This is a genomic window from Pseudomonas sp. GW823-FHT03E05, assembly GCF_058796855.1.
Genome location: NZ_JBXAJB010000001.1, coordinates 791975 through 817750, shown reverse-complemented (window position 1 = coordinate 817750; position 25776 = coordinate 791975). Strand labels below are relative to the sequence as shown.

Here is a 25776-nt window from a genome sequence, read left to right as displayed (position 1 = left end):
GTTGCAAAGGCCTGGAATCGAGCCCCGTGGAAAAGTCAGCTGGCCTCGGGGCGCCATCTCCTGATAAAAACCACGGGCTGCATCGTCTAAACCTGCCGACGGAGAATTCCCGCAAATGAGCCAATGGACTGATCGCCGCCTCTTAGACCTGCTGGGTATCGCCCTGCCCATCATCCAAGCGCCCATGGCCGGCCCCTCCGGCTCCGCCATGGTGATCGGCGCCTCCCGGGCCGGTGCTCTGGGCTCCCTGCCCTGCGCCATGCTCGACGCCGGGCAGATCCGCCAGGAAGTACAGGTGATTCGCTCAGCCACGCAGAACCCGTTGAACCTGAATTTCTTCTGCCACCAGGTGCAGCCCGTCGATGCCGAACACGAGCAACGCTGGAAGAACGCCCTGGAGCCCTACTATCGCGAGCTGGGCGCCGACTTCGATGCTCCGACCCCGGTCAGCAACCGCGCGCCCTTCGATGAGAGCACCTGCCAACTGGTGGAAGAGTTGCGCCCTGAAGTCGTGAGTTTCCACTTCGGCCTTCCAGAGCGTTCGTTGCTGGCCCGGGTCAAGGCCACCGGAGCCAAGGTGCTGTCCTCGGCCAGCACCGTCGATGAAGCGCTCTGGCTGGAGGAGCGCGGCTGCGACGCGATCATCGCCATGGGCTACGAAGCCGGCGGCCACCGGGCAATCTTCCTCGGCGACGATCTCAACAGCCAGGTCGGCACCATGGCCCTGGTGCCGCAGATCGTCGACGCGGTGCAACTGCCGGTGATTGCCGCCGGCGGCATCGGCGATGCCCGGGGCATCGTCGCGGCGCTGGCCCTGGGAGCCTCGGCGGTGCAACTGGGCACCGCTTACCTGTTCACTCCGGAAGCCAAGGTCAGCGCCGCCCACCACCATGCCCTGCGCCACGCCAAGGAAAGCGAAACCGCGTTGACCAACCTGTTCACCGGGCGCCCGGCCCGGGGCATCGTCAACCGCGTCATGCGCGAAATCGGCCCCATCAGCCCGTTGGCGCCGGCCTTCCCCCGGGCCGGCGGCGCCTTGATGCCGCTGCGTGCCAAGGACGAGGCGGACTTCGCCAACCTCTGGTCCGGCCAGGCCCTGCGCCTGGGGGTGGAACTGCCCGCCTACGAATTGACCCTGCGCCTGGCCGAACAAACCCTGGCACAACTGCGCAGACGCTGATTCACTAGAGCCGCGATCCACATCGCGGCCCGGGCAACAAGCGCTGGCAACAGAGTTCCGTTCATCGACAAATCGCTATATATTCCGCTATATAGCGATTCCCCCTCGCCTTGGTGCAGGCCCCTTCCAATAACTCACTGCCCAACGCATCCGTCCCCCCAATGGAGCTGTTTGATGAACCTTCGCGCCTCAGGTTTTGCCCCGACTTGCCTCGCCGCCCTGCTCGCTGTCTTCGCCCTGGGTTCGGCCCAGGCCGATGAAGTACAGGTCGCGGTGGCCGCCAACTTCACCGCACCGATCCAGGCGATTGCCGCCGACTTCGAGAAAGACACCGGGCACAAACTGGTGGCCGCCTACGGCGCTACCGGGCAGTTCTATACCCAGATCAAGAACGGCGCGCCTTTTGAAGTCTTCCTCTCGGCCGACGACAGCACCCCGCAAAAGCTCGAAAGCGAAGGCGACATCGTCAAGGGCTCGCGCTTCACCTACGCCATCGGCACCCTGGCCCTGTGGTCGGCCAAGGACGGCTACGTCGACGCCAAGGGCCAGGTGCTCAAGGACAACCAGTACCAGCATCTGTCCATCGCCAACCCGAAAGCCGCACCTTACGGCCTGGCCGCAACCCAGGTACTGGCCAAGCTGGGCCTGACCGACAAGGTCAAGGACAAGATCGTCGAAGGCCAGAACATCACCCAGGCCTATCAGTTCGTTTCCACCGGCAATGCCGAGCTGGGCTTCGTCGCCCTGTCGCAGATCTACAAGGACGGCAAGGTCACCAGCGGTTCGGCCTGGATCGTCCCGGCCCAGATGCATGACCCGATCAAGCAGGACGCGGTCATCCTCAACAAGGGCAAGGACAACCCGGCCGCCAAGGCACTGGTGGACTACCTCAAGGGGCCAAAAGCCGCCGCGGTGATCAAGTCCTACGGCTACCAACTGTAAATGAGCCTGTCGAGTGCCGATTTTTCCGCCATCTGGCTGACCCTCAAGCTGGCGTCCCTGACCACGCTGATCCTGCTGGTGGTCGGCACTCCGATAGCCCTGTGGCTGTCGCGCACCCGCTCCTGGCTGCGGGGGCCGATCGGCGCCGTGGTGGCTCTGCCCCTGGTGCTGCCACCCACGGTGATAGGTTTCTACCTGTTGCTGGCCCTGGGGCCCAACGGTTTCTTCGGCCAGTTCACCCAGTCCCTGGGGCTGGGCACCCTGACGTTCAGTTTTGCCGGCCTGGTGCTGGGCTCGGTGATCTACTCCATGCCCTTCGTGGTACAGCCGTTGCAAAATGCCTTTTCTGCCATTGGCAGCCGTCCCCTGGAAGTGGCCGCAACCCTGCGCGCCAACCCCTGGGACACCTTTTTCACGGTGATCCTGCCCCTGGCGCGGCCAGGCTTCATCACCGCCTCGATCCTCGGCTTTGCCCACACCGTCGGCGAGTTCGGCGTGGTGCTGATGATCGGCGGCAACATCCCCAACAAGACCCGAGTGGTCTCGGTGCAGATCTACGATCACGTCGAGGCCATGGAATACGCCCAGGCCCACTGGCTGGCCGGGGCCATGCTGGTGTTCTCGTTCCTGGTGCTGCTGGCGCTGTACTCCAGCCGCAAGACCAAAGCCGGCTGGAGCTGAGCCGATGAGCATTCACGTCAAGCTGCACCTGGGCTACCACGACTTTGCCCTGGATCTCGACCTGCAATTGCCAGGGCGCGGGGTAACAGCCTTGTATGGACATTCGGGCTCGGGCAAGACCACCTGCCTGCGCTGCATCGCTGGCCTGGAAAAAGCCGGCCGCGGGCGCATCCAGATCAACGACGAAGTCTGGCAGGACAGCCAGCGCAAGCTGTTCGTCCCGCCCCACAAGCGCTCCCTGGGCTATGTGTTCCAGGAGGCCAGCCTGTTCGCCCACCTGTCCGTGCAAGCCAACCTGGAATTCGGCCTGCGGCGCATTGCCAAGGCACAGCGCCGGGTGGACATGGCCCAGGCCACTGAACTGCTGGGCATCGGCCACCTGCTGCAGCGCCACCCGCAGCACCTTTCCGGCGGCGAGCGCCAGCGCATCGGCATTGCCCGGGCGCTGCTCACCAGCCCGCGGCTGCTGCTGATGGACGAGCCCCTGGCGGCCCTGGATTCGAAACGCAAAAGCGAGATCCTGCCCTACCTGGAACGCTTGCACGACGAGCTGGATATCCCGGTGCTGTACGTCAGCCACTCCCAGGATGAAGTGGCGCGCCTGGCCGACCATATCGTCCTGCTCAGCGATGGCCGGGCCCTGGCCAGCGGCCCCGTGGGCGAGACCCTGGCGCGCCTGGACCTGCCCCTGGCCCTGGGTGACGACGCGGGCGTGGTGGTGGAAGGCCGGGTCAGCCATTACGACCCGGACTACCAGTTGCTGACCCTGCAACTGCCCGGCAGCCAGCTGACTATCCGCGTGGCCCACGAGCCTCTGGCACTGGGCAAGGCCTTGCGGTTCAAGGTCCAGGCCCGGGACGTCAGCCTGAGCCTGCAGGACAGCGAGCGCAGCAGCATCCTCAACCGCCTGCCGGTAACGGTGCGCGACGAAATCCCCGCGGACAACGCCGCCCATGTGCTGGTGCGTCTGGACGTGGCGGGCAGCCCGTTGCTGGCGCGCATCACTCGCTTCTCCCGGGACCAGTTGAGCCTGCATCCCGGGCAGCAACTCTGGGCACAGATCAAGGCAGTGGCCGTCCTGGCGTAACCCGCAGAGAAAATCGGCACCCTTGGCCGAGACCGCGGTCCATGGTCTACCGGCCCGCACTTTGCCCAGGACCTGCCGCCATGCCCGACGCTTGCGATACTCCCGCCCTGCCCGCCGACCTGCACTACACCGACGACCGCCAGCCGGGTATCCGGCGGCGCAAGCTGCGGGGCAAGTTCGTCTACTACGACGCCCAGGGCCAGCGCCTTACCCAGGCCGCCGAGGTACAGCGGATCAACGCCCTGGCGATTCCCCCGGCCTACGCTGAGGTGTGGATCTGCCCCGACCCCAAGGGCCATCTGCAGGCCACCGGCCGCGACGCAAGGGGCCGCAAGCAGTACCGCTACCACCCGCGTTGGCGCGAAGTGCGCGACGGTGACAAGTACGCTCGCCTGCTGGCGTTCGGCAACGCCTTGCCCAAGCTGCGCCGGCAGTTGCAGGCGCAATTGGCGGTGCCAGGCTTCAGCCGGGAAAAGGTCATGGCCACCTTGATCCTGCTGCTGGATGAAACCCTCATCCGCGTGGGCAACAGCCAGTATGCCCGGGACAATCGCTCCTACGGCCTGACCACGTTGCGCAACCGCCATGTACAGGTCAGCGGCAGCGCCATCCACTTCCAGTTCCGTGGCAAGAGCGGGGTCGAGCACCAGATCACCGTCAAGGACCCGCGCCTGGCACGGGTGGTCAAGCGCTGCCTGGAGTTGCCTGGGCAGCAGCTGTTCCAGTACCTGGACGAAGACGGTCAACGGCACCACGTCAGCTCGTCGGACATCAACGCCTGCCTGCAGCAACTGACCGGAGCCGACTTCACCGCCAAGGACTACCGCACCTGGGCCGGCAGCGTCCTGGCCCTGGAACGGTTGCGCCAGCAGCCTTGGGAGCCCCACGCCGAGGCGAAGAGACACATAGTGGCAACGGTCAAGGAAGTGGCCCGGGAACTGGGTAACACTCCGGCGGTGTGCCGCAAGTGCTACATCCATCCGGCGCTGCTGGAGCGCTTCGTCCTCGGTGAGTTGGCGCAGTTGCCCAAGGCCCGGGCACGCCAGGGCCTGAAGGCCGAGGAAGCGGGCCTGGCGAACTTTCTGCGGCGCCTGGCGAAGGAGGCCCAACCTGCCTGACGACGGCCACCTTCGAATTTGCGTACTTGTCAGCCAGAGAATTCTGAGGTTAGGCTACGCACCTTCTTTCCCGTCCAAGGACGATTGCCGACGTGAACAACTAAGCCTTCCAAAAATGTATCCGCGATGAGCACTGCTAGCGCTCATTGGCCTGTTGCCACATTTTCCGGAGGTGCTGATGGCTCACGTCACCCGGCTGCCCGCACTGGTTTCCCTGAACCAGCTGACCTATCAATTCGCCAATGGCGAAACCCTGCTTGATGCCCTGAACCTGAGTTTCGATCGCCTGCCCACGGCCATCGTCGGGCGCAATGGCGTGGGCAAGTCCCTGCTGCTGCGCCTGATCGCCGGCGAGCTGCAACCCTCCTCCGGGAGCATCAGCCACACTGCCAGCGTGGCCTATGTGCCCCAGGACCCGCAGGTACAGCCGGGGCAGAGCGTGGCCCAGGTCGCCGGCCTCGCCGAGACGCTGGGCGCCCTGCAGCGCCTGGCCGACGGCAGCGCCAGCCTGGAAGACCTGCACCGGGTGGATGATCGCTGGGACCTGGCCCAGCGCCTGCGCCTGGCCCTGGATGAAGCCGGCCTGGAGCACGTGGAACCGCAGGGCCCGGCGGACGTCCTCAGCGGCGGCCAACTGGCCCGGGTGGTGCTGATCGGCGCCCTGCTGGGCACCGCCGACCTGCTGCTGCTCGACGAGCCCAGCAATCATCTGGACCGCCACGGCCGGCGCTGGCTGACGGAACAACTGCAAGGCTGGCGTGGCGGGCTGATCCTGGTCAGCCATGACCGCCAGTTGCTCATGCAGGTGCAACGCATCGTCGAACTCGGCCCCCAGGGCGCCCAGGTCTATGGCGGCAACTATGCGCTGTACCAGGCGCAGCGCCAGGCCCACAGCGAGGCGGCGCAGGCGGCGCTGGACCATGCGCGTACCCAGCGCAGCCGCGAGCACAAGCGCCTGCAACGGGAACACGACACCATCCAGCGCCACGCCGCGGCTTCGCGCCGGCACGCCAAGACCGCCAACGTCTCAGGCTTCGAACGGGCCAAGCTGCTCGGCGCCGCGCGGGACATCATGGGCCAGGTACGCCACGCCCATCAGGGGCACAAGAGCGAGCTCGACGAGCAGGTGCGCGACGCCTTTGCCCGGGTCGGCGCGCAGTCACCGACCTTGCTCACTCTGCCCGCCACCACCTTGCAGGCCGGCCAGCCGGTATTCAGTCTGCTGCAGGCGCAACTGCCCTGGCTGGACCCGCAAGCCCCGGCCAGCCGCCTCACCTGCAACGTCGTCGGCCCGGCGCGCATCGCCCTGGTCGGCCCCAATGGCTGCGGCAAGTCCACCTTGCTGAAACTGCTGGCCGGCCAGTTGCAGCCACTGAGCGGCGAATGCCGAGTGGCGGTAGCCAGTGCCTATCTGGATCAGCATCTGGCGCAACTCGATCCCGCACACTCACTGCTCGAACAACTGGGCAACGCCGCCACGCCCCTGGAGGAAAGCGCCTTGCGTACCCGCCTGGCACGCCTGCAACTGGATGCCCGGCGGGTGCTGCAACCCTGCGCGCAACTGAGCGGCGGCGAGCGCCTGAAAGCCGCCCTGGCCCTGGCCCTGTGGGGCGGCAACCCAGCCCAACTGCTGTTGCTCGACGAACCCACCAACCACCTGGACCTGGAATCGGTGCAGGCCTTCGAATGCGCCCTGCGGGACTTTCCCGGGGCCCTGGTGGTGGCCTCCCACGATCAGGCCTTTCTCCAGGCCCTGGCGCCGACCCATGAGCTGCAATGCTCGGCCCTGGGCTGGCACCTCAGGGAGCAGCAGCCATGAAACAGCGGCTTACAACGACGGGCCCTGCGCAGCCGCAGGCCCGTGCTAGATTCGCCGCCTCACAATCCATGGACAGGAGCGTCACGCCATGCAGTTCGGATACACCATCATCTACGTACCCGAAGTCGAAGGTTCCTTGCGCTTTTTCGAGCAGGCCTTTGGTTTCAAGCGGCGGTTTCTCCACGAATCCGGCACCTATGGCGAGCTGGAAACCGGCAGCACTACCCTGGCCTTCGCCGACCATGACCTGGCAGAAATGAATTTCCCGGCCGGCCATGTGGCGGCTCACTCCTCGCCCAGGCCCCTGGGCATGGAACTGGGGCTGGTCACCGCAGACGTGCAGGCGGCCCATGCCCGGGCCCTGGAGCACGGTGCCCGGGAACTGGCGCCCCCCACAAGCAAGCCCTGGGGGCAGACGGTGTCCTATGTGCGCTGCCCGGACGGCACTTTAGTGGAGCTGTGCACCCCGGTCGCGCCCTGAACGCCCGGAGGCGTTGAACGCTACTTGAGCCTGACGGCGGTGCCGGTGGCGAAGACCACTACCATGCCACCGCGCCCTGCCGGCATGCTGATCTCGAAATCCACGCCGACCACCGCATCGGCGTTGCATTGCCGGGCGCGCTCCTTGATTTCATTGGTGGCCTGTATCCGCGCTTCCTTCAGGGCGCGCTCCAGGGTCTGGGAGCGGCCGCCGAAAAAGTCGCGCATGCCGGCGAACAGGTCACGGACCACGTTGATGCCGTGGACCGATTCGGCGCTGACGATGTCCAGGTAGCTGGCAATTTCCCGGCCTTCGATATGGGCGGTGGTGGTGACAATCATGTGTTTCTCCCTTGAACGGACCACTCGCCCCGGCGCTTCGGGGCGGCAAAACCGGGGATGGTAACAGAGCCCGCCCAAGGCTTTGCCACAAACGACAGCCCCGCTCTGGAGCGGGGCTGTGGGTCACGGTTTCAAGGGACGTTCTTCATCCAGTTCCGACAGGCTTTTGCCATCATCCGGATGCTTCCAGGTCTGCGGAGGCGGCTCCTTGTGTTCAACCTCGTAGGGTGCCGTCTCATCGCTGCGTTCCTGCTCGTAAGGGCGTTGCTGTTGCGTTGCCATGCCCACCTCTCTTCCTGAAGGGATTTTTCACTCGCCTTAGCAGGTTAGAACAGATCTGCCGCTGGCTCGGGGTTTGCCGACAAAACAACGAACGTCGCCTGTGCCCTGCGGTCGTAAAAGTATGGAGACGCATCGAACACGCGACGCGTGCTCCGTACTCACTCCGAAGGAGAAACGCGATGGTTACTCACTTCAAGGTCGCCGGGCATCTGGCCTGCGGTCATCACGGCACCCAACTGGCCTCCACCGGCGAACTGAACCGGGTCAAATGCCGCAGTTGCCGAAACACCGAGGTCTACAAGGAGGCCCGACGCAACCAGCGCAATGCCGCTCGTCGGGCTGCACGCAAGGCCAAGGCCAGCCATGGCGGCCAACTCTGGCGTAACGCCTGGACCGAACGCCTGACCGCCCTGCCGGGCCTGCAGCGTCTGCCACGGGGCTTTCACGGCCAGCCCTTCGTCTGAAACCGAAGCACGCCAGCGTGCCGGCCGAGTACGGGACTGGGCAAGGCCGGCCCCCTGAGGCGCAAGATGAAACTTCTTTCACCCAGCGGCGAAAAAGCGCTGTGTATAGTCGCCTCGCTCATTCAAGCAACTACGTTCGCCCGCACTCCCCGCGGGCTTTTTTTTGCCCGCGGGAAAGTGCGTTGGCGGTTTTTCAGTCCTGCTCGAGTTCCTTGCAGTCCTTGAGCAGGGTTTGCTCCGTGGCGGTGTGGTCCGCCTCCAGGAACGAGAGCACCCCCATCTTGCCCTTGGTGTGCCAGCGGAAGCTGTTCTGCTCGTCGTCCGCCACGTACAGGGCGCCGGAAGCGGAACGCGCGATGTGCATGGGGATCAACTGGTCCTTGTAATACAGCGTGGCAAACGAGGAGCCGTTGTCGATGTTCAGGTAGGCGGCGTCGATGCGCACCTGCCCTTCACACTGGTAGCGCGCTACCTGGCTCTGGTAGGCCGGCTCGGCGGTAGTGGTCTGGGCAGCCTGTGCCAACAGCGCCTGGCTTGAAGCCAGAACCGCGGCGCAGAGCATTGCAGGATGAGTTTTCATGGTGTTCCCCCAGTCGTTCAAAGATGCCCAATGGGACTGGCAGGGGCGTTTTTAGTTCAGGCTGATCAAGCCCCTCGGACCACGGTGCGGCAAAGCTCGAGGTAGAACTGCGGGTCGGTGAGGAACGGGGGCGACAGTCACATCGGCACCGCGGTCTAGCGGCTCCGGGGGCGCTCCGGGAAACAGCTCCCGCTGATGCCGCGGCCCCGCAGCCGCGAGCATCGCCCTGGACGCTGGCCCACCGACCGCCCCGACAAGGAAACCTCCACATGCCGGTAGACATCAGCACACTCGACATCGCCACCCCACTGCCCACCTCGGCCAGCAACCCGCTGGCACTGGAGCTCAACGGCAACCTCGCCCTGGCCCAATGCCCGAGCGTGATCTCGCGCCTGGCAGATGGCTCGATACAACTGTGCGCGCCGACCCGGGGCGCGGCGAGCAAAAGCACCCATCGAACCCGCTGCGAGTGGAAGGAATCCCGCTACTGGGCCCTGAGCAGCGCCGCCGATCATTGGAATCGCCAGCAGATGACCCTGACCAAGGTCAACTCGGCGCAGAAAGTGGTGGTTGCGCAAATGCATGTACGCGATGACGTGAATCCGGCCGTCAAGGTGTTCTGGGACAAGGGCACCCTGACCTATGCCCTGCGCCAGAGCTTCAACGGCGCCGACCCCAGGCCGCTACCGCTGCTCGGCGGCGTCCCGCTCGACGCGCTGTTCCAGCTCAGCATCCACTGCACCTACGCTGGGCTGATCACCATCGGCGCCAGTTGCAATGGTCAGCAAGCCAGCTCTCCCCCGCACGCCCTGGACTCGACCTGGGATGGCCAGGTATTCGACTTTCATGGCGGGATCTACAACCAGATCGATTTCACCCCCAGCACTCCGGCGGAGGATGGCTCGGCCTGCATCATCAGCCAGCTGTCGCTCAGCCACGCCTAGCACCTGGCTGGGGGGGTTGCCTTGCGGTAGTCACGCCGTCCGGGTGCTCCTGGCACCTTGTCAGGAAGGTACCTGCTCCTCGCTGCGATCACGGGGCATCAGGGCCAGGTAGTCGGCCAGCGCATCCCCGGCCAGGGGCTTGATCATGATCCGCACCTGGTGCTGCAAGCGCCCCAGCTCGATCCCGTCACGGGTACGAACCTGGGCATAACCGCAGGCATTCCAGAAGCCCTGTGCCCGGGCATTGTCCTGGACCACGCTCAAGCGCAGCCAGCGTGCGCCCTCGCCCGCAGCCCAGGCCTCCAGCTCAGCGTGCAACTGCCGGGCAAGGGAGCTGCCGTGGCAGGGGGTAGCCAGCATGAACAGGCCTATGTGCCAGACTCCTTGTGCCAACAGGTCGCTGACAATGCTGACGAACGCCAGCAGGCGCCCTTCACTGTCGAAGTAACCGATTTTCCACTTGTGGGTGTAGGACCAGCCCGCTGGCAGTGCATCATCGATCTCGTCGCGCGCCTCGTCCGGCTGCGGCGCTGCACCGTGGACGATATGGAAATACTCCGGGTTCTCGACAAAGAAACGCTGCAACAGAGCTGCGTCATCCAGGGTGATTTCCCTGGGCGCGAGCCCGGTTGCTGATGACGGCAGTAGCCTTGATTGCATGCTGTGGAGCCCCTGGAAAACACTAGGCCGGCAGGTCGGCGACGGATCCTAGCGTCCGGCCAGGTCCTGACGACAGAGTTTATTTTTTGGAAAAATGTGTACCACCCAGCGCTCGCTTCACAGCGGGCCGCCCTCGCCGCTTTGTTATGATCGGCCCTCACCATGCCCAGCGTTTATCCAGCAGGCCCGCGCCTGCGTTACCCGCGGAATCCAGCCCATGTCCAATCCCTTGTCTTCCCCTGGCTACCAGCGGCTGCTGGCCCTGCAGCAACGCATCCATGAGTTCACTCGGGAGCAGGCCGCCGAGCACGACGACACCGGCGAAGACCCCGCCGGCCCATTGTGGGCCAGCGACTACAACTACCTGGCCCTGGCGCCGATGCGTGACGGCCTGCATCTGGAGTACTACGGCGAGCTATGGGACGAGCCCTTTGCCTGGACCCTGGAATGCCTGGCAGAGCAGAGCGTGGCGGACACCCTCAGCTCGCTGCTGTTTTCCGGTGCCGATGAAGGCGCGAACGGTACCCGCGAGTGGGAGTTCAGCCCCTTGCTGGACAGTGCGGTGCAATTTCCCCGCCTCAGGTCATTGGCGATTCGCCCCACCGAACCTCAGGACCATAACGCTTCGTTGATCCAGAAGGCCGGCACCATCATGGAAGAAGCCGGTGAAATCGCCCGCTGGGTAGCAAAGACCCCGTACCTCAGCGAACTGACCCTGCCCAATGCCCCCAACGCGGACTTCTTCCAGGTCGACCTGCCACACCTTGCGCAACTGCGTATCGGCGCCCATTTCGACACCCAGGGTTTTATCGACAACCTCGCAGGCTCCAGCAACCTGCCGCGGTTGAGCAGCCTGGATTTCAGCGAATCCAGCGCACTTCAGCAGAGCTGGGCAAAAGACCGCGAGGAGCACGCCATCACGTCTTTTGCCAGCTATGAAAGATTGTTTGCCAGCCACGCGTGCGACCCATTGCGGGCGCTGCGCTTGCGCAATACCTGCCTGAGCCTGGAACAACTCGAAGCCCTGCAGCGCCAGCGACCCAAACTGCCGATCATGGTGATCCAGGCCACCACTGGCGGTTACGTGAAGAATTTCGCCCGGCAGGTATTTCCCTGGCAGCACCTGGTGCAGCCCGACCCGGGCAGCGATGAGCCTCAAGGCTAAAGCCAAGATTGATTGGCCACCGTCTCGGAGCAAGTGGCTCTTGGAACGCTATGCCAGCGCATATGAAGAACTCATCGAGTCTTTGAAATCACGTCACTCATGTATTGATTCAAATCGCGAAAATCCTTAACGCTCCAAGCATGCGGGGGCACCTTCACACCGTTCTCCCGCAAAGTTCTGGGAATCAAGTCTCCATTGGGGCGCAGTATTACCGACGACACAATCACACCCGGATACTCATTGAGTCGCTTTTTGAAAGCAGGGGTCGTCAGATCGGGTGTAGGAGGATTGCTCTTATTGGCCAGCGGCCCAGTTCCCTTGATATCGGCGCCGTGACACATGGCACATCGTTGCACATAGAGACTCTTGCCATTGGTATTGTCCGCAAAGGAAAGCGTTGCTTGAATCAGCATGAGCCCTCCCAGCAAAGCGATGAACAATGCGTTTATTTTCATTTTTGCATCTGGCCTTATTGTAGAAATCAAATCCCGGAGGCAGCACAGCAACGCTCTGACTCACATCTGAAACGAGAGTCTTAGTCAGCAATAAACATGTGTTTGCCAGAGGTGAACTTCAGCTCAAACGCAGTTCCGCATTTCCTATGCACCCGCGGGGTCGGAAAACACCCCAAAAAAACTGTGTATGCAACCAGCGTTATGTGTCCGGTGCTCTATCTCTCCTGCCCAGAAGGATCCAGATCCGTGCCAGGAAGAACAGCCTCCCCCATCGCACACGCCGATGCATGGGTTGAAGCGTCCCGCAGGCGAATACATCCGTTAAGTACTACTGGGGGCTTCTCGGAGGTAGTCCTCCATACGCTTAAACCGCTCCGCCAACCTTGATCTCGGCACCTTCGAGCGGGCACTCCCCAACAGCAGACCGCACCAGCCCTGGCCATAAGGGCTGGAGGGGTAATGGAACCGTAAATGCGCTGTAGGATTACTGCCGGAGGTTAGGCTGGGTGGGAATCAGGTCCTGAATTTGAGCACAAGAGTAGGTGTTGGAGTAGTCATGGAAACGTGGCTTTATTTCGGCGCCATAGGTCACGCACTGGAACGCCGACGAACCTTTTTGCAAGATCAGAAAGTGCACCAGGCCGACTCGTGCTGGCGCCTGGTAGGCCGCCTTGACTTCATAGCCGCTACGCAGCAACTCGCTCACCGGAGTGGTGTCGTCCGCCAGTGAAAATGGGCTAGCGCCTACGAGGCCCAGCAGGGAGATGCTCAGGGAGATTTTTGCAAAAGGCTTGGTGATTGGCATGAATCCGTCGTCCATGAATGGAAAATGCCAAGTTACCTAAATTCTGCAACCCCGTCACGATCCCGGCCCGATCGAATTGCAGAGTTTGGCGACCTGTGGAGCAGTTTGAACAGTCCAGCCCCGGATGCGATCAGCACCCTATGAAGCATGCCAATTGGCGCTCGTCCTGGCCGGTGCAGGCCGTTCGAGAATCCGTTTGAAACACCCCGGGCAGTCGAGCGCAGAGCCGCCTCACCTCGATAGTGGCTGGAGAGACGTGCTTCGTTCATTTATCCAGATTCAATGGTTCCTGCATCCGGTCCCCTATCATTCCCCGCAACCACGCAGCATGAAACTCCATCTCCTCCAGAGAAGTGCCCTCGGCCAATCGATATACGAACTCCTTGCCCCTCGGCCCCTGGCACACGACACTAAAAAGGCCATCGCGGTCATAACTGGCGAGCACGTAAGGGCAGATACAAATGATGTCGCTAAATGGCACTTGCACTTCGGCGGGCTTGCGAGCGCGACGGGTGACCATGAGAGTAAGCAGTTGCTGGTTTTCGTCGAACGTGAAGGCCAGCACTCTAGATGCAGAAAAAATCCACGCGAAGACCAGCCCCATGAGCACAACAGACCCACACAGGAGCTGGATGAACAACGACGTTGTGAGGCTAGACCCATCGCTGCTCGGTTCAGCTGGGATCGCTTCGAACCCGAGAAGGAGCAGTATCGTCAGCACCAAGCCCGGCAACAACCCAAGCACCACAAAGCAGAAACCCAAAATGGCCGCACCCGTGCTTCCAATGGTCAGCAAGTCCGGGCCGCGATGCCAAACAGGTGGGTGAACGGCAGGGCTTTCAGCGCTTGACGCAACTAGAGGCGTTGCGATGCGGTGAGGTGGACTTTGACTATCCATCTAGCAGGTTCCAGAGATGTAGCGTAGACGGTACCACTACTGCCAGATAGTTCGGCCTAGAGTTACCAGGCTTTTTTCACCACCTCTACTTGCGAACTTCCCCCAAAGAACCACCGGCAAATACCTGGCGATCAGGGCGCCAACAAATAGACGCACATAGCGGATTCATCGATGCTGAAGGGGCGCAAGCCCTTCTCTGCCGCAAGAGCATGCCAAGTATCCGAGCGCTGAGTTGATTTACCCGCCTACTCGACAACCAGTGACAGTGTGATCTATCAATCAAGATCAAGTTGCCGCCATGCTATCCGGCACACGCTCTTGCTCGCCTGATCAAGTAGTAGGCGATCCCCAAGGCAATGATTGCGGGCCCCACGTTATCGAGCTTTGTAGCACCATCGGCCAAATGTCGCCCGGCCTGCACGAGCATGAGGACAGCACCGACATACAGGATCGCCACCTTAAAACGCTTCCAGCGCATTTAGCCCTCCCGCTTTGGAGATGACCGAACAGTGCACGCGCAATCGCAAGGGCAAGAAGGTCTCACCCACAAAGTGAATTGCGGAGCAGTATTTGAAGTTGCGAGTTGATTCAGAGTAAGGCTCACTCAAAAAACCGTGCAAGCCCTTGAAATAGATGGTGCCCGAAGCCGGAATCGAACCGGCACGCCCTTACGAGCGGGGGATTTTAAGTCCCATGCGTCTACCAGTTTCGCCATTCGGGCGGTAGCGCGATAACGCGGCACTGGAACATTCAATCGGCATCAGGCCGTCCAGTGCTTGAAGCAGGGAGTGGAATATATACATCCAGTCCTTGTGAAGCAAGGTCGAAGCCGGCAAAAAAGCCCGGTTCCCGACTCGCTGTCGAGGGTAAAAAAACACGGTAAATCAGAGATCTACAGCGTCATCCCGAGGTTCAACCAGGGGCCGCACGGCCTCTCGCCAATTCCCTCAGCGGCGGCAAGACTAACATGGCGCCATAAGCCAACCAACTGATTTTTAAAGACTTATCCTGAAATGACAGCCTCGGACGAAGCTCCTGCCAGCAATGTCCAGCAAGAGCTTCCTCCCCGGGCAGCCCTCAAGCTTGCGCGGAAAAACTCAAGGAGAGCTTGAGCGCGTCGTCCTTGGCGACCGCCTGCTCGGCCTCCAGATGCGCTGCGAACTCCTGCTCCACCGGCGCCTCGGGACCTTTGACTTGAGCAACCGAGCGGTTGTGTTCCAGTACTTTCGAGAGTTGGGCGTAGCTGTAGTTGGCGGGAGGCGTATTGCCGATGTTCATGAAGACCTTCCTTGAATGGGTAAAGACCAAGCCAGGTGCAGAAAGCCTCGAGCACCGCCCGAGTTGCGCACCCTTGGGTGAAAATGGCGAGGGAGGTTAACAGCTATAACCAGAAAGACGTACATCAAGCGCCTGTGGAGTTCGCCCAGTACAGATGACCTCGCCATCCATGAACCGGTAAAGAGTCATAGATACTGGGCGAACGCTGTAACGCTATGCCCTCGCAATGACATGTTCAACTGTCAGCAATACGCGCCTCCCCGCCCCCTCAGCCGGCGTAGTGGGTGAAGGCCCCGGCAAAGGCTCGGCGCCCTGCCCGCAATTCGGTACGCAGCTCGCCAATCAGATTGGAGATGTCGCGCACGCTGGTGAGTTCGGCAGTGGAGACACCGGTGAGCAGCAAGTCCACCCGGCCCGACTCTGCATCGTAGATCTTGATGGTCAGGGAGCCGTTGGGGTTCAGGGCGCAGGCGCAGGACAGCGGGAGAAAGCCGGACTCCAATATGTGGCAAAGCTCGCTGGTAGAGAGCATGGCTTCTCGCCTGTATGGGGGAGGTGAAGTTCGCCCGTTCAGGATAGGCCTGTATGCGCTTTTGTGTATCAGAAAAAACACAGAGAAATGTTAACTACCCCGCAGTTATCGAATGCCTGCGCAATGCCTCAGCGCTTCGAAATGATGAAGGCTTGTGCATGGCCGGGCTGTTTTTTTTCGTGGCGACTCTGTAGTTTCCACAACATGAACCCGATCCCCCGGCCTGGCCTCGCAGCGATTATTACCCCCTTCATCAGCAAGGTGGGCTAGCGGCCGTCCAGGCTGTCAAGAACCCGCCTCGGAGGCGGGGTTGACCACCACTCTTCTGAGGCAACTACCCCAGGAGAAAACCATGAAGCACTCATCACCCGCCGTACTGCATTTACTGTGCGGCAAGATCGCCTCGGGCAAGTCCACCCTGGCCAGGCAGCTGGCAGAGGCGCACGGCAGCGTCCTGATCTCTGAAGACCAGTGGCTGGCAGGCCTGTATCCGGAGCAGATTCATTCGATCGCCGACTACCTGCTCCACGCCCAGCGCCTGGCAAGTGTGCTGGAACCGCTGGTGATCGCCATGTTGCGCGCTGGAACCTGCGTCGTCCTGGACTTTCCCGCCAATACCGTCGCCCAGCGAACCTGGCTGCGAGCGCTGGCGGACCAGGCCGGCACCCCTCATCAATTGCATGTACTGGATGTGGATGAAGCCCAGTGCAAGGCAAGGCTGCGCGAGCGCAATCGTCTGGGCGATCACCCGTTTGCCGCCAGCGACGAGCAGTTCGAACGGATTAGCCGCTACTTCGTGCCGCCTCAGGAGGAGGAAGGGCTGCACATCGTCCGGCACTAGGCGTATCGGCAGTCACGGTCGGGTGAGCCAGTTGCCCGATCGTGAATCCTGTGCATCCAGCCCATGGGAAAAAGCGGCCCGTGACAAATTCCAGGCAAAAAAAAGCCCAAGTAGCTGATGGACACTTGGGGCTAAAAATGCATAAACCGTGGTAGGTGAACGCAGGGCTATAGTAACGGAATCGTACATTCTGTAACAACATATTTTGAGAAAAAAACCACAAATAAAATCACCTAAGTCATTAAATATCCACAATTTTTTTGAGTCTTTGGATTTCAGGACAGATTTCTGGAAGGCCTCCATCAGTGTTGGAGCCGCGAAAAAAAGGTGCCAGCCACGCACCTGCAATGCTTCGTGAAGCATTCAACAAAATAGCGTTGAAAATTCACAGAATCGCAACAGACAGATAACAGCAGCCACCTTAAATTGCCGGCACCCGTCCGAATGGAATGTGCCGGTATGAATGAATTTCTTGATGCCCTGCCCTTGCTGCTCTGCCTGACGACCTTCGCCTGGTGCTGCTGGGGCTAGAGCCAGCCCGACCTCCGACCGCGACCACCGCCCGCCCCTTCCCGCCCTGCCCCTCTGGATATGCCTGGCAAAGCCTTACACCGGCTCGGCGAGCCTGTGGGCGCTGAACAAGGCCTGCCCGATAGCCCGGGCCCTTTGCAGATTGGCGGCTTGGGCGCCGGACTCCGACTCGTACAGCAACTGCGACGTCATCACACTGGCCCCGCAGTAATCGAAGATCCCGTGATCAATCTGAGCCTGCATCGCTTCGAGGTAGCGGTGACGCTCATAGGTACCGGCATCAGCCCCAGCCACCCCCACCAGATGCACCCGAAGGCGCCCCAGCTTTTTCACCAACCTGGCATCGGCCTGGAAATCAAACGCCCAGCCATTGCTGAACACCCGGTCGATCCACCCCTTGAGCAGCGCTGGCATGGACCACCAGTAGACCGGATAGACCAGTACCAGAGCATCAGCGCGATCGATCCGGGCCTGCTCGGCGAGAACGTCCACAGGAGGGGTGACCTGGGTTCTGTGTACCGCAATATCTGCAGCGCCGAAGCGCGGCTCGAAGCCTTCGCTCCAGAGATCGGCAAGCTCGAAGGAGTGCTCCGCAGACTCGGCCAGGCCTTCGGCAATCTGCCGGGCAAGGCTGTGGGTCAGGGACCTGGGGTCGTGATGGGCAAAGACAAGAAGTGCGTGCATGGCGACTACTCCCACAAGCGCATTGCGCTGATTGCAGAGGATTTATATACTTTTAGTAAGTTACGACCAATAACCTACCTTTGGTATATAAGCATGTCAAGCCGCCAGAACCCCGATGCCTCACCGCGCCGTCGCCTGACACGGGAACAGCGCCTGCAGCAGTTGATGGGCGTGGCCTGGCAGATAGTTCGCGAACAAGGCACCGAGGCCCTGACACTGGGGCACCTGGCAGAACAGGCCGGTGTCACCAAACCCGTGGTCTACGATCATTTCGACACTCGGGCGGTACTCCTGGCGGCCCTCTACCAGGACTACGATCAGCGTCAGACCGCACTCATGGAGCAGGCGCTGGAGACTGCCAGCCCCACGCTGGCGGCTCGCGCCGATGTGATTGCCGCGTCCTATATGGATTGTGTGCAACGCCAGGGCCGTGAAATCCCTGGGGTGATCGCCGCCCTGGCCAGCTCGCCGGAGCTGGAACAGACCAAGCGTGAATACGAGGCCACCTTCCTGGAAACCTGTCGAGGTGCCCTTGAGCCCTTCGCGAACGGCGCCGTGATAGGCACCGCGGGCCTGCGGGCCATGCTCGGCGCCGCTAAAGCGCTGTCCCATGCCGCCACACTGGGAGAGATCAGCTTCGGCCAAGCCCAGGAAGAGCTCTGCGACACCATCGTGGCCATGATCGAAAGAGCCCGCGCCAGGCAACGCACGCCGGCATCCGGCGCTTCCCGTTAATTGTGAACCGACTCTTGAAAACGCGCCCCGAAGGGGTACCGCAAGGACGCTGCAATGCCATTGACCCAACTGGAACTGCTGGACGAACTGCTGCAACGCTATCGCGGCGAGCTGGGCAAGGATTTCACCGGCTATCGCAACCATGTGTACCGGGTCATCAACTTCTGCCACCTGCTTACAGGCACTGATGCCCTGCAGTTGCAGAAACTCTCCATTGCCGGAGCCTTTCATGATCTGGGGATCTGGACCGCCGGGACCTTCGACTACCTGCCACCCTCGTTACACCTGGCCGAAGCCTATCTGGAGGAAATCGGCAGGCTGGAATGGGCAGCCGAGGTGCTGCCAATGATTGAACTGCACCACAAGATCACCCCTACTGCCGCGCAGCCGGATAGCCTGGTGGAAGGCTTCCGCCGCGCCGACTGGATTGATGTCTCCCTGGGCATGCTGAGCTTCGGTCTACCGCGCCAGGATCGGCGTCGAGTGTTTGCCGCATTTCCCGATGCCGGCTTTCATCTGCGCCTGGTTCAATTGTCCGCCAGACGGCTGTTGACCCGTCCCTGGAACCCCCTTCCCATGCTGCGTCTGTAGACCTGTAGCAGAAGCCTCCACTCGGAACGCGTAGACTGCAGCGATCCCAGGCAAAACCGGCCGCGTATCCACGGCCGCCATCAATGAGAACACCCATGCCGCCCCACCCGCCAACCGGCCCCCTCGCCCCCACGGGCTTGCCATCCCAGGCCCCACAATCCGTAGCCCAGGCGCTTGCCCCGGACACCATCGGGATCAACCCCGATGCCAGCCAGGTGCTCTCGGTGTTCGATTTCGACGGCACCCTGACCCGCCATGACAGCTTCGTACCCTTTCTCAGGTTTGCCTTCGGCCACCGCCAGTTCAACCGGCGGATACTCGGCCTGGCCCTGCCCAGCCTGAGGTTCCTGATACGCCGGGTCGATCGCGACCAGCTCAAGGCGCAACTGATCAGCACCTTCCTCACAGGCGTCGAGGCGGCCTGGCTCCAGCAGCGGGCAGAAGCTTTCTGCCAGCAGGCCTGGAACCGACTGATGCGCCCGGCGGGCCTGCAGGCGGTGGCCCAGGAGCTGCGCTCAGGCGCCCTGGTAACCCTGTGCTCTGCCTCCCCGGCCCTGGTCCTGCAACCTTTCGCCACACGCCTGGGGATCAGCTTGATCGGCACCGAACTGGAGGTGGTCGACGGCATACTGAGCGGGCGTATCACCGGCAACAATTGCCGTTGCCAGAACAAGGTCCTGCGCCTGGAAAGCGTCTACGGTCCGCTGAACCAGTATCGGCTCCGGGCCTGGGGCGATACCCGCGGCGACCGTGAGCTGCTGGCTGCAGCCCAGGACGCCCACTGGCGGCACTTTCACCCTTCCTGGCGGCGCGGGCAGCGAGCACGCTGAGACGCCGGCCAGCCTGCGGGCGATAACGCCCTGGCAGCCACCAGCCAGAATCTGCTGGATACCCCAGAACCTGGCCGCCGCACAGCAACCCGCCGCACCCGCGGCATCGAACCAGGCGCCAGGGCTCAGTCAGCCGTAGCCCCCAGGCGCTGGCGCATGCTGGCACTGGCCGCGGGCCCGGCTTGCACCGTGCACGCCTGCAATGCCACCAACCGGCCGCTGGCGACCTCCGCCATCACAGGCTGTACCGCAAGCCCGGTTTCCCGCTCGACAAGTTGCACGCTCTCACCTTCGGGAGCGTAGTGACGATTGCCCCAGGCCACGAAAGCCATGAGCACCACACGAAAGTCCTCGCCCTTGGCCGTGGGCACATATTGATAGCGCAGAGGGCGCTGGCTGTAGGCCTCACGCACGAGCAACCCATCCTCCACCAGGGAATTGAGACGCCGGGTCAGCATGTTCGGGGCGATCTCCAGGCTGCGGGCAAACTCGTCGAAGCGCCGCAAGCCATGCAAGGCATCGCGCATGATCAAGATGCTCCACCACTCCCCCACCCGCTCCAGGCCTCGGGCGATCGGACACTCGGCTTCAATCAGACTCTTTCGTTGCATGGCTGGCTCCTGCACTGCACCTCGGTAATTATGGATTCGGATGTTACTTTCATGATGATAGTATCGTCCACGTTTCGTTGTTCCCCAATCACGTACGCTGAAGGAGCAGGATCCGCATGAGCAAACGCATCGTAGTCACCGGCATGGGCGCAATCACGCCACTGGGTTGTGGAGTCGAACAGGTATGGCGGCGCCTGCTGGCAGGCCAGTCCGGCATCCGCTCGTTACCGGAAGAACTCATCGGCGAGCTGTCGACCACCATCGGCGGCCAGGTGCCCGACTCGCTCCAGGACCCGGAGGCCGGCTTCGACCCGGACCAACTGCTGGCCCCCAAGGAACAGCGCAAGATGGATCGCTTCATCCTCTTCGCCCTGGCCGCGGCCGAGGAGGCCCTGGCCCAGGCCGGCTGGAAGCCGGATACCGCAGAAGCCCAGGAACGCACGGCCACCATCATCGCCTCCGGGGTGGGCGGCTTCCCGGCCATCGCCGAAGCGGTGCGCACCACCGACAGCAAGGGCCCGCGCCGCCTGTCGCCGTTCACCATTCCCTCGTTCCTGAGCAACATGGCCGCCGGGCACGTGTCGATCCGCCATGGTCTAAAGGGTCCCCTGGGCGCGCCGGTGACCGCCTGTGCCGCCGGGGTCCAGGCGATTGGCGATGCCGCGCGGATGATCCGCGCCGGGGAAATCGACATCGCAGTGTGTGGCGGTGCAGAAGCAGCCATCCACCGGGTCAGCCTGGGCGGCTTCGCCGCAGCCCGCGCCTTGTCCAGCGAATTCAACGACACCCCGGAACGCGCTTCCCGCCCGTTCGACCAGGCTCGGGATGGTTTTGTCATGGGTGAAGGCGCCGGCCTGCTGGTCATCGAGGAACTGGAACATGCCCTGGCCCGCGGCGCCCGGCCCATCGCCGAGCTGGTGGGCTACGGCACCAGCGCCGACGCCTACCACATGACGGCCGGTCCGGAAGACGGCGACGGCGCCCGTCGCGCCATGCAGCAGGCCCTGCGCCAGGCCGGTATCCAGGCATCCCAGGTGCAGCACCTCAATGCCCACGCCACCTCCACCCCCGTGGGTGACAAAGGCGAGCTGGCTGCTATCAGAACGGTGTTCGGCACCGACAGTGGGTTGGCCATCAGCGCCACCAAATCCGCCACTGGCCACCTGCTGGGTGCGGCCGGAGGAATCGAGGCGATCTTCACCATCCTCGCCCTGCGCGATCAGATCGCCCCGGCCACCCTCAACCTGGAAAACCCGGACAGCGCCGCCGCAGGGCTGGACCTGGTCAGGGGGCAGGCTCGCCAGCTGGCCATGCAATACGCACTGTCCAATGGCTTCGGCTTTGGCGGGGTGAATGCCAGCGTGCTGTTCAAGCGCTGGGAATAGCCCTTCGGGCCAGGGCTCCCTGCCGGGGTTTGAGTTGCGATTGGCTGAAACCCCGGCAGCCCCATCAGTTCAACACGTCATTCAGCACTTCGTAGATGACCCCGCTGGCAATGGCCACCAGGATCAGGTCCGTACCGGCCTGCCGCCACTCATACCCCTCATAGCGTGGCAGTTGCCCGAGCAGCCGGCTGTCCAGCTTCTTGGCGATGCCTGGTGGAAGGGGCTTGCCACGGGCCAGGTTCTTCTGGATACCGGGAGGCAACGCCGGTCCCGGGCTCCAGTAATCACGGTGCCCACCCAAGATGCCGAGCACGTTGCCACGATCGATGCTCGGGCCATGGCTCCAATCGTCAGCAGCAGGTTTCTTGCCCTTGCCGTGGCCCTCCCGGTTGCCCTGGCCACGATCATCCTGGGCGTCCTGCTTGGAATGGCCTTGCCCCTTGCCCCCGCCCGGATCGGCCAGAGCCAGGGGGGAAGCCGCAGCCAGGACCAGGCAGGCAAGAACGGTAACAAGCGGACGCGATGTGTGCATGGTGGTTCTCCTCAGGCAGCGATTGCCAGAATCAACTCTAGACGGCCTTTCTATCCTGGGGTCGCCCCCGCCCCTGAGCACGGATCGGCCCGCCCACTCACCTGACCGTTCAGCCCAGCTGAACCTCGAGAATCAAAGGCTGCAACTGTGCTGGTATTCAAAGGGAAACATCAGCGTATCCACCACCCCGGAAAACGGCGCATCCAGCGCCAGAAACGGCCAGAGTACGCCGTTGTTTTCCTTTGCCAGGGCCCAGTCCATGCGCACGCCGATATAGGGACAGGTGTAGGGAGTGGTTCGGGTCATCAATGCCGTGCACCCGCTCAGCCCCAGGGTCAGCACCAGCCACAACAGACTTCGCAACACGTAACGTCCTTATTACTTGCATCGGCAAGCACCATGGGTGCTGCATGACCAACGCTTCAGAGATCGAGATCAAGCCTTGTAGTCGCAATGGATCTGCAGGCTTTCGGTAGGGTTTCGATGAATCTGAAAACCGCACTGCCCCAGGGTGGCCTTGACCTCCTCCACTACCGCCGAGTAGCGCGCCTTGCGCTGTTCCTGGCGGGCCGGCGAGGTAAACACACCCAAGGGCAGAAAGCGCAAGCGCTTGCCATCGAGGACGATGGACACGTCGACATGAGTGCCGTCCACGTCATGGCCATTGGAGCCGAAAATATCCTCCAGTTCCTGCTTTCGCCGCGGGTAACACAGGCAGAAAAGCCGGATGCCCAGCCAGCGCGACAGGGTTCTGAAAAACCCCAGGCAACTGCTGTTGGGTTCGTAACCCCGGGTTACCAGCAGTTGCACGGAGCGAGGCAATCTCGACTGGACCTCAAGCAGTTGGGCAAAGACCCGGGCATCTATCGAGACCTCTGAAGACGGCCAGCGTGGCCCTATCCTCAAGCCCTGGTGATCACCCTTTTTCAAAATCAGCATGCAGATCAAATCTGGTTTCCAGGCGGACCAGAATGGTACACAGAGCGGCCCCTGAGCGCTGGAAAATCGCCGTACAAAAAACCCGCTCACTGGCGCAACTCACCCCTTTTCTCCCCGTGACAGCCCACCGACGGTTTAGTTAAACTGCTAGTGGCTCATAGCCATTACTCTTCATCACAGTGACCGCAGGGGCTGTATGTACGACTTAACGAATCTGGTCATTGTCGATAGCCGCTTCGGCTTGAACGTCTTGCAGGTCACCGCGGACCTGGTTGCCGGCGCACTGGAAGAACTGCTGCAAAATTGCGCAAGCGGCGCGAACATCACCCAGAAACTGGATTACTCCATCCTGAGCATCTACCAGGACAAGCTTGAAGCGGCCATCCGCGATATGAGCCTCCCGGTCCTCCCCATGCTCAGTGCTGCCGACAGCCTTTGCTGACAAGCCGCCAACAGGGGATGGCCGGGCTGAGGTTTCCTGGCAACGCCTGAGCAAACCCTTTACATTGCCCGCCGCCCCCCCTCTTGATTAAGGACAGATCAACATGAAGCTTGTTTACGCCCTCTCACTTGCAGTGCTGGCCCTGGTTGGATGCGACAAGAAACCCGAGCCGGTGGCAACCGGCCAGGCAGGCGCTGCCGCCCAGTGCTTCAAGGACACCGATTGCAAGGGTGATCGGATCTGCGAGACCGGCAAGTGTGTATCGCCACAGGCGGCTCCTGCCCTCGGCGAGCGCCCCGCCCCGACAGTCGCCACCCAACCGGCCCCAGAAGCGCCCCGGGTCAGCTACGTACCACTGATCATCAGCGGCGACGACATCGGTGGCGTATTCACCACCAGCACCCGCGAAATGGGCGGTTCGGCCATCAACTATGTATCCCGCGCCGGTGTCGTCAACGTGATGGACTACGTGGTTGAAGACCCGGACCTCACAGGATACGTCGCCGTCGAGAAAGCCTATGCCTTCGGTGGCAAGTATCTGCTGGTGGTCTCCACCGGAGAAGGTGGCGCCAGCTGCCCCGCCACCACCTACGCCTTCACCTTTGACAGTGCCTCGGAATCGGTGACCGGCAAGATGGAAATCAACAACTGCTCGGAGCTGGTCGAAAGCCTGGCCGATGGCAACAAGCTGATCGTCAAGAAAGAAGACGTACAGCACGTTTTCTACAATGGCGATGTGAAGTAGGACCTGCACGGCTGGCTGGCCAACCTGGTGCGCTGAGAGGGCTGCTCGCCCCCTCTCAGCGCCGGAGCGCGTACGTCAGCCAGCACTCGCTTTCGATAGCGAGCGACCTGTTACAGACATCACCCTGGGAATGTTCAGGAAATTCCCGCATAGGCAGCCCATTTCGTCATGTCTTGAAGGGATATGTTCCCACCACAGACGACAAGGCCAATAACCGCGCCGGCAGGCAGCCTGGGCGCGGTGGCAATGACCGCGGGCACAAGCGCGCCAGAAGCCAGCTCAACCCATTGCCTTGCCCCTTGCGCAAAGGACAGCATGCCCTTGATCGCCTCTTCGTCAGGGACCACAACCATGTCTTCGACATAGTGGCGAGCGTGGGCAAACATCAGCTCGTCGATGATCGGAACGCCAAGGGTGGAGACGATCGAACTGACGTCGATATCCACCGGCCTGCCCGCCTGCAAGGCCTGGCTCATGGAGTGTGCGCCGGCGGTCTCTACGCCCCAGACCCGGATCCCCGGCTTGATCGCCTTCAAGGCCGTGGCCACCCCCGCCAGCATCGCCCCGCCGCCGACCGCGACAAACACGTCGGTCAGGGATGGGCAGTCGGCAATGAACTCAAGGGCCAGTGTTCCATGCCCCTCGGCAATCAGCGTGTCGGCGCAATCGTCGATCACCACATAGCCCTCTGCCTCCAGGGTCTTGGCCCGAGCAAAGGCAGCATGCACATCCGCTTCGACAATGACCGTACTGCCGGAGGCGCGAATGCGCTCGACCGACGAAGACGGCGCGCTCTCGGGCATGATCACCGTCACCCTGGCGCCGAAGCGCTTGGCCGCCTCGCCGATGGCAATGCCGAAGTTACCCCCACTGACGGCGACGAAGTGGCTATCGCTCAGGCCCTCCTGCAACGCCGAGAACTTGTTGAGTACCCCGCGGGCCTTGAATGAACCACCGGCCTGCAGGTTTTCAAGCTTGAGAAAGACAGGTCGTTCAACCATGCCTGCCAGCATTGAGCTTTCCACCGTCGGCGTACGAACTACCGATCCATCTATCCGCTGCGCTGCTGCAACGATGGATTTGAAATCAATCAGCTGAGTCATCTGGGCCAATATCCTTGGTCTGAATGTGTGCAGGACTCCCAACGTCCGTGCCTGGCCAGCTTCGCCAGCCGCGATGAACGCTACAGGACAAACCG

The 25776-nt window shown here is 62.3% G+C and carries 32 protein-coding genes and 1 tRNA gene; 17 read left to right on the top strand and 16 right to left on the bottom strand.

Annotated elements, in window-relative coordinates; genetic code table 11:
- Nucleotides 1-115 precede the first annotated feature (115 nt).
- The 7 genes from AC1RCO_RS03690 to AC1RCO_RS03660 all read left to right on the top strand — a co-directional run bounded on the left by AC1RCO_RS03690 (nucleotide 116) and on the right by AC1RCO_RS03660 (nucleotide 7308).
- Entirely contained in the window at nucleotides 116-1180 is a 1065-nt protein-coding gene (locus AC1RCO_RS03690) for an NAD(P)H-dependent flavin oxidoreductase (RefSeq protein ID WP_370059226.1), read from the top strand.
- Between the two features lie 174 nt (nucleotides 1181-1354).
- On the top strand, nucleotides 1355-2122 hold the full coding sequence (gene modA / locus AC1RCO_RS03685; protein ID WP_011061694.1) for a molybdate ABC transporter substrate-binding protein: 768 nt from the start codon (nucleotides 1355-1357) through the stop codon (nucleotides 2120-2122).
- Nucleotides 2123-2803, top strand: coding sequence for a molybdate ABC transporter permease subunit (modB, locus tag AC1RCO_RS03680; protein WP_015635894.1), 681 nt, complete (start codon nucleotides 2123-2125; stop codon nucleotides 2801-2803).
- A 4-nt stretch (nucleotides 2804-2807) separates the two neighbouring features.
- A complete protein-coding gene (gene modC, locus AC1RCO_RS03675; RefSeq protein ID WP_492617402.1) occupies nucleotides 2808-3890 on the top strand; it encodes a molybdenum ABC transporter ATP-binding protein in 1083 nt (360 codons plus the stop codon).
- Nucleotides 3891-3970: 80 nt separating this feature from the next.
- A complete protein-coding gene (locus AC1RCO_RS03670) occupies nucleotides 3971-5008 on the top strand; it encodes a DNA topoisomerase IB (RefSeq protein WP_492617401.1) in 1038 nt (345 codons plus the stop codon).
- 178 nt (nucleotides 5009-5186) lie between these two features.
- The gene (locus AC1RCO_RS03665) at nucleotides 5187-6827 is read left to right on the top strand and encodes an ABC-F family ATP-binding cassette domain-containing protein (protein ID WP_492617400.1); all 1641 of its coding nucleotides are present in this window, start codon (nucleotides 5187-5189) and stop codon (nucleotides 6825-6827) included.
- 88 nt (nucleotides 6828-6915) lie between these two features.
- A complete protein-coding gene (locus AC1RCO_RS03660; protein ID WP_019094154.1) occupies nucleotides 6916-7308 on the top strand; it encodes a VOC family protein in 393 nt (130 codons plus the stop codon).
- Nucleotides 7309-7328: 20 nt separating this feature from the next.
- Here AC1RCO_RS03660 and AC1RCO_RS03655 read toward each other — a convergent pair whose 3' ends face one another.
- Together AC1RCO_RS03655 and AC1RCO_RS03650 are read right to left on the bottom strand one after the other, a co-directional pair.
- On the bottom strand, nucleotides 7329-7649 hold the full coding sequence (locus AC1RCO_RS03655) for a YbjQ family protein (RefSeq protein ID WP_011061700.1): 321 nt from the start codon (nucleotides 7647-7649) through the stop codon (nucleotides 7329-7331).
- A 123-nt stretch (nucleotides 7650-7772) separates the two neighbouring features.
- Entirely contained in the window at nucleotides 7773-7931 is a 159-nt protein-coding gene (locus AC1RCO_RS03650; RefSeq protein ID WP_011061701.1) for a hypothetical protein, read from the bottom strand.
- A gap of 179 nt (nucleotides 7932-8110) precedes the next feature.
- Here AC1RCO_RS03650 and AC1RCO_RS03645 point away from each other — a divergent pair, with 179 nt between their 5' ends.
- On the top strand, nucleotides 8111-8395 hold the full coding sequence (locus AC1RCO_RS03645; RefSeq protein ID WP_015635899.1) for a hypothetical protein: 285 nt from the start codon (nucleotides 8111-8113) through the stop codon (nucleotides 8393-8395).
- A gap of 193 nt (nucleotides 8396-8588) precedes the next feature.
- Here AC1RCO_RS03645 and AC1RCO_RS03640 read toward each other — a convergent pair whose 3' ends face one another.
- The gene (locus AC1RCO_RS03640) at nucleotides 8589-8975 is read right to left on the bottom strand and encodes an MliC family protein (RefSeq protein WP_019094152.1); all 387 of its coding nucleotides are present in this window, start codon (nucleotides 8973-8975) and stop codon (nucleotides 8589-8591) included.
- 269 nt (nucleotides 8976-9244) lie between these two features.
- Between AC1RCO_RS03640 and AC1RCO_RS03635 the strand changes: the two genes are divergently transcribed.
- Complete coding sequence (locus tag AC1RCO_RS03635) at nucleotides 9245-9919, top strand: polysaccharide lyase family 7 protein (RefSeq protein WP_053158956.1); 675 nt, start codon at nucleotides 9245-9247, stop codon at nucleotides 9917-9919.
- A 60-nt stretch (nucleotides 9920-9979) separates the two neighbouring features.
- On the opposite strand, the gene AC1RCO_RS03630 is transcribed toward AC1RCO_RS03635, so the two are convergent.
- Nucleotides 9980-10579, bottom strand: coding sequence for a GNAT family N-acetyltransferase (locus AC1RCO_RS03630; protein WP_220222770.1), 600 nt, complete (start codon nucleotides 10577-10579; stop codon nucleotides 9980-9982).
- Nucleotides 10580-10796: 217 nt separating this feature from the next.
- Between AC1RCO_RS03630 and AC1RCO_RS03625 the strand changes: the two genes are divergently transcribed.
- Entirely contained in the window at nucleotides 10797-11744 is a 948-nt protein-coding gene (locus AC1RCO_RS03625) for a hypothetical protein (RefSeq protein WP_041774280.1), read from the top strand.
- Between the two features lie 71 nt (nucleotides 11745-11815).
- Here AC1RCO_RS03625 and AC1RCO_RS03620 read toward each other — a convergent pair whose 3' ends face one another.
- From AC1RCO_RS03620 to AC1RCO_RS03595, 6 genes are all read right to left on the bottom strand, one after another.
- Nucleotides 11816-12199 (bottom strand): c-type cytochrome, encoded by a 384-nt coding sequence (locus tag AC1RCO_RS03620; RefSeq protein ID WP_072441558.1) that lies wholly within the window; start codon nucleotides 12197-12199, stop codon nucleotides 11816-11818.
- Nucleotides 12200-12683: 484 nt separating this feature from the next.
- Nucleotides 12684-13004, bottom strand: a complete 321-nt coding sequence (locus tag AC1RCO_RS03615) for a hypothetical protein (protein ID WP_041752305.1) — start codon at nucleotides 13002-13004, stop codon at nucleotides 12684-12686.
- Nucleotides 13005-13269: 265 nt separating this feature from the next.
- Nucleotides 13270-13902, bottom strand: a complete 633-nt coding sequence (locus tag AC1RCO_RS03610) for a hypothetical protein (protein WP_492617399.1) — start codon at nucleotides 13900-13902, stop codon at nucleotides 13270-13272.
- A gap of 634 nt (nucleotides 13903-14536) precedes the next feature.
- Nucleotides 14537-14623, bottom strand: a tRNA-Leu gene (locus tag AC1RCO_RS03605).
- A 356-nt stretch (nucleotides 14624-14979) separates the two neighbouring features.
- Entirely contained in the window at nucleotides 14980-15180 is a 201-nt protein-coding gene (locus AC1RCO_RS03600) for a hypothetical protein (RefSeq protein ID WP_015635906.1), read from the bottom strand.
- A gap of 268 nt (nucleotides 15181-15448) precedes the next feature.
- On the bottom strand, nucleotides 15449-15712 hold the full coding sequence (locus tag AC1RCO_RS03595) for a DUF1652 domain-containing protein (protein ID WP_015635907.1): 264 nt from the start codon (nucleotides 15710-15712) through the stop codon (nucleotides 15449-15451).
- A gap of 352 nt (nucleotides 15713-16064) precedes the next feature.
- Between AC1RCO_RS03595 and AC1RCO_RS03590 the strand changes: the two genes are divergently transcribed.
- On the top strand, nucleotides 16065-16553 hold the full coding sequence (locus tag AC1RCO_RS03590; RefSeq protein WP_015635908.1) for a P-loop nucleotide/nucleoside kinase family protein: 489 nt from the start codon (nucleotides 16065-16067) through the stop codon (nucleotides 16551-16553).
- A 606-nt stretch (nucleotides 16554-17159) separates the two neighbouring features.
- On the opposite strand, the gene AC1RCO_RS03585 is transcribed toward AC1RCO_RS03590, so the two are convergent.
- The gene (locus AC1RCO_RS03585) at nucleotides 17160-17768 is read right to left on the bottom strand and encodes an NAD(P)H-dependent oxidoreductase (protein ID WP_077934276.1); all 609 of its coding nucleotides are present in this window, start codon (nucleotides 17766-17768) and stop codon (nucleotides 17160-17162) included.
- Nucleotides 17769-17861: 93 nt separating this feature from the next.
- Here AC1RCO_RS03585 and AC1RCO_RS03580 point away from each other — a divergent pair, with 93 nt between their 5' ends.
- The 3 genes from AC1RCO_RS03580 (at nucleotide 17862) to AC1RCO_RS03570 (ending at nucleotide 19924) form a co-directional block, all read left to right on the top strand.
- Entirely contained in the window at nucleotides 17862-18503 is a 642-nt protein-coding gene (locus AC1RCO_RS03580; RefSeq protein WP_492617398.1) for a TetR/AcrR family transcriptional regulator, read from the top strand.
- 54 nt (nucleotides 18504-18557) lie between these two features.
- A complete protein-coding gene (locus AC1RCO_RS03575; protein WP_492617397.1) occupies nucleotides 18558-19094 on the top strand; it encodes an HD domain-containing protein in 537 nt (178 codons plus the stop codon).
- 95 nt (nucleotides 19095-19189) lie between these two features.
- Nucleotides 19190-19924 (top strand): HAD family hydrolase, encoded by a 735-nt coding sequence (locus AC1RCO_RS03570; RefSeq protein ID WP_093403562.1) that lies wholly within the window; start codon nucleotides 19190-19192, stop codon nucleotides 19922-19924.
- 125 nt (nucleotides 19925-20049) lie between these two features.
- On the opposite strand, the gene AC1RCO_RS03565 is transcribed toward AC1RCO_RS03570, so the two are convergent.
- Nucleotides 20050-20535, bottom strand: coding sequence for a winged helix-turn-helix transcriptional regulator (locus tag AC1RCO_RS03565; protein WP_011061714.1), 486 nt, complete (start codon nucleotides 20533-20535; stop codon nucleotides 20050-20052).
- Between the two features lie 116 nt (nucleotides 20536-20651).
- Between AC1RCO_RS03565 and fabF the strand changes: the two genes are divergently transcribed.
- Nucleotides 20652-21920, top strand: a complete 1269-nt coding sequence (gene fabF, locus AC1RCO_RS03560; RefSeq protein WP_011061715.1) for a beta-ketoacyl-ACP synthase II — start codon at nucleotides 20652-20654, stop codon at nucleotides 21918-21920.
- 64 nt (nucleotides 21921-21984) lie between these two features.
- Here fabF and AC1RCO_RS03555 read toward each other — a convergent pair whose 3' ends face one another.
- The 3 genes from AC1RCO_RS03555 to AC1RCO_RS03545 all read right to left on the bottom strand — a co-directional run bounded on the left by AC1RCO_RS03555 (nucleotide 21985) and on the right by AC1RCO_RS03545 (nucleotide 23391).
- Entirely contained in the window at nucleotides 21985-22452 is a 468-nt protein-coding gene (locus tag AC1RCO_RS03555; protein WP_065364229.1) for an anti-virulence regulator CigR family protein, read from the bottom strand.
- Between the two features lie 132 nt (nucleotides 22453-22584).
- Nucleotides 22585-22818, bottom strand: a complete 234-nt coding sequence (locus AC1RCO_RS03550; RefSeq protein ID WP_011061717.1) for a YceK/YidQ family lipoprotein — start codon at nucleotides 22816-22818, stop codon at nucleotides 22585-22587.
- A gap of 69 nt (nucleotides 22819-22887) precedes the next feature.
- Complete coding sequence (locus AC1RCO_RS03545; protein ID WP_053152533.1) at nucleotides 22888-23391, bottom strand: hypothetical protein; 504 nt, start codon at nucleotides 23389-23391, stop codon at nucleotides 22888-22890.
- Nucleotides 23392-23587: 196 nt separating this feature from the next.
- Here AC1RCO_RS03545 and AC1RCO_RS03540 point away from each other — a divergent pair, with 196 nt between their 5' ends.
- The gene (locus tag AC1RCO_RS03540; protein ID WP_011061719.1) at nucleotides 23588-23833 is read left to right on the top strand and encodes a hypothetical protein; all 246 of its coding nucleotides are present in this window, start codon (nucleotides 23588-23590) and stop codon (nucleotides 23831-23833) included.
- A 103-nt stretch (nucleotides 23834-23936) separates the two neighbouring features.
- Entirely contained in the window at nucleotides 23937-24578 is a 642-nt protein-coding gene (locus AC1RCO_RS03535; protein ID WP_492617396.1) for a hypothetical protein, read from the top strand.
- Between the two features lie 134 nt (nucleotides 24579-24712).
- Here the strand turns inward: AC1RCO_RS03535 and AC1RCO_RS03530 are convergent, their stop codons facing one another.
- Nucleotides 24713-25681, bottom strand: coding sequence for a threonine ammonia-lyase (locus AC1RCO_RS03530; RefSeq protein WP_492617395.1), 969 nt, complete (start codon nucleotides 25679-25681; stop codon nucleotides 24713-24715).
- Between the last annotated feature and the right edge of the window lie 95 nt (nucleotides 25682-25776).

Coding starts and splice junctions, on each gene's coding strand:
- AC1RCO_RS03690 (WP_370059226.1), top strand. CDS start 116: ATGAGCCAATGGACTGATCGCCGCCTCTTAGACCTGCTGGGTATCGCC.
- modA (WP_011061694.1), top strand. CDS start 1,355: ATGAACCTTCGCGCCTCAGGTTTTGCCCCGACTTGCCTCGCCGCCCTG.
- modB (WP_015635894.1), top strand. CDS start 2,123: ATGAGCCTGTCGAGTGCCGATTTTTCCGCCATCTGGCTGACCCTCAAG.
- modC (WP_492617402.1), top strand. CDS start 2,808: ATGAGCATTCACGTCAAGCTGCACCTGGGCTACCACGACTTTGCCCTG.
- AC1RCO_RS03670 (WP_492617401.1), top strand. CDS start 3,971: ATGCCCGACGCTTGCGATACTCCCGCCCTGCCCGCCGACCTGCACTAC.
- AC1RCO_RS03665 (WP_492617400.1), top strand. CDS start 5,187: ATGGCTCACGTCACCCGGCTGCCCGCACTGGTTTCCCTGAACCAGCTG.
- AC1RCO_RS03660 (WP_019094154.1), top strand. CDS start 6,916: ATGCAGTTCGGATACACCATCATCTACGTACCCGAAGTCGAAGGTTCC.
- AC1RCO_RS03655 (WP_011061700.1), bottom strand. CDS start 7,649: ATGATTGTCACCACCACCGCCCATATCGAAGGCCGGGAAATTGCCAGC.
- AC1RCO_RS03650 (WP_011061701.1), bottom strand. CDS start 7,931: ATGGCAACGCAACAGCAACGCCCTTACGAGCAGGAACGCAGCGATGAG.
- AC1RCO_RS03645 (WP_015635899.1), top strand. CDS start 8,111: ATGGTTACTCACTTCAAGGTCGCCGGGCATCTGGCCTGCGGTCATCAC.
- AC1RCO_RS03640 (WP_019094152.1), bottom strand. CDS start 8,975: ATGAAAACTCATCCTGCAATGCTCTGCGCCGCGGTTCTGGCTTCAAGC.
- AC1RCO_RS03635 (WP_053158956.1), top strand. CDS start 9,245: ATGCCGGTAGACATCAGCACACTCGACATCGCCACCCCACTGCCCACC.
- AC1RCO_RS03630 (WP_220222770.1), bottom strand. CDS start 10,579: ATGCAATCAAGGCTACTGCCGTCATCAGCAACCGGGCTCGCGCCCAGG.
- AC1RCO_RS03625 (WP_041774280.1), top strand. CDS start 10,797: ATGTCCAATCCCTTGTCTTCCCCTGGCTACCAGCGGCTGCTGGCCCTG.
- AC1RCO_RS03620 (WP_072441558.1), bottom strand. CDS start 12,199: ATGAAAATAAACGCATTGTTCATCGCTTTGCTGGGAGGGCTCATGCTG.
- AC1RCO_RS03615 (WP_041752305.1), bottom strand. CDS start 13,004: ATGCCAATCACCAAGCCTTTTGCAAAAATCTCCCTGAGCATCTCCCTG.
- AC1RCO_RS03610 (WP_492617399.1), bottom strand. CDS start 13,902: ATGGATAGTCAAAGTCCACCTCACCGCATCGCAACGCCTCTAGTTGCG.
- AC1RCO_RS03600 (WP_015635906.1), bottom strand. CDS start 15,180: ATGAACATCGGCAATACGCCTCCCGCCAACTACAGCTACGCCCAACTC.
- AC1RCO_RS03595 (WP_015635907.1), bottom strand. CDS start 15,712: ATGCTCTCTACCAGCGAGCTTTGCCACATATTGGAGTCCGGCTTTCTC.
- AC1RCO_RS03590 (WP_015635908.1), top strand. CDS start 16,065: ATGAAGCACTCATCACCCGCCGTACTGCATTTACTGTGCGGCAAGATC.
- AC1RCO_RS03585 (WP_077934276.1), bottom strand. CDS start 17,768: ATGCACGCACTTCTTGTCTTTGCCCATCACGACCCCAGGTCCCTGACC.
- AC1RCO_RS03580 (WP_492617398.1), top strand. CDS start 17,862: ATGTCAAGCCGCCAGAACCCCGATGCCTCACCGCGCCGTCGCCTGACA.
- AC1RCO_RS03575 (WP_492617397.1), top strand. CDS start 18,558: ATGCCATTGACCCAACTGGAACTGCTGGACGAACTGCTGCAACGCTAT.
- AC1RCO_RS03570 (WP_093403562.1), top strand. CDS start 19,190: ATGCCGCCCCACCCGCCAACCGGCCCCCTCGCCCCCACGGGCTTGCCA.
- AC1RCO_RS03565 (WP_011061714.1), bottom strand. CDS start 20,535: ATGCAACGAAAGAGTCTGATTGAAGCCGAGTGTCCGATCGCCCGAGGC.
- fabF (WP_011061715.1), top strand. CDS start 20,652: ATGAGCAAACGCATCGTAGTCACCGGCATGGGCGCAATCACGCCACTG.
- AC1RCO_RS03555 (WP_065364229.1), bottom strand. CDS start 22,452: ATGCACACATCGCGTCCGCTTGTTACCGTTCTTGCCTGCCTGGTCCTG.
- AC1RCO_RS03545 (WP_053152533.1), bottom strand. CDS start 23,391: ATGCTGATTTTGAAAAAGGGTGATCACCAGGGCTTGAGGATAGGGCCA.
- AC1RCO_RS03540 (WP_011061719.1), top strand. CDS start 23,588: ATGTACGACTTAACGAATCTGGTCATTGTCGATAGCCGCTTCGGCTTG.
- AC1RCO_RS03535 (WP_492617396.1), top strand. CDS start 23,937: ATGAAGCTTGTTTACGCCCTCTCACTTGCAGTGCTGGCCCTGGTTGGA.
- AC1RCO_RS03530 (WP_492617395.1), bottom strand. CDS start 25,681: ATGACTCAGCTGATTGATTTCAAATCCATCGTTGCAGCAGCGCAGCGG.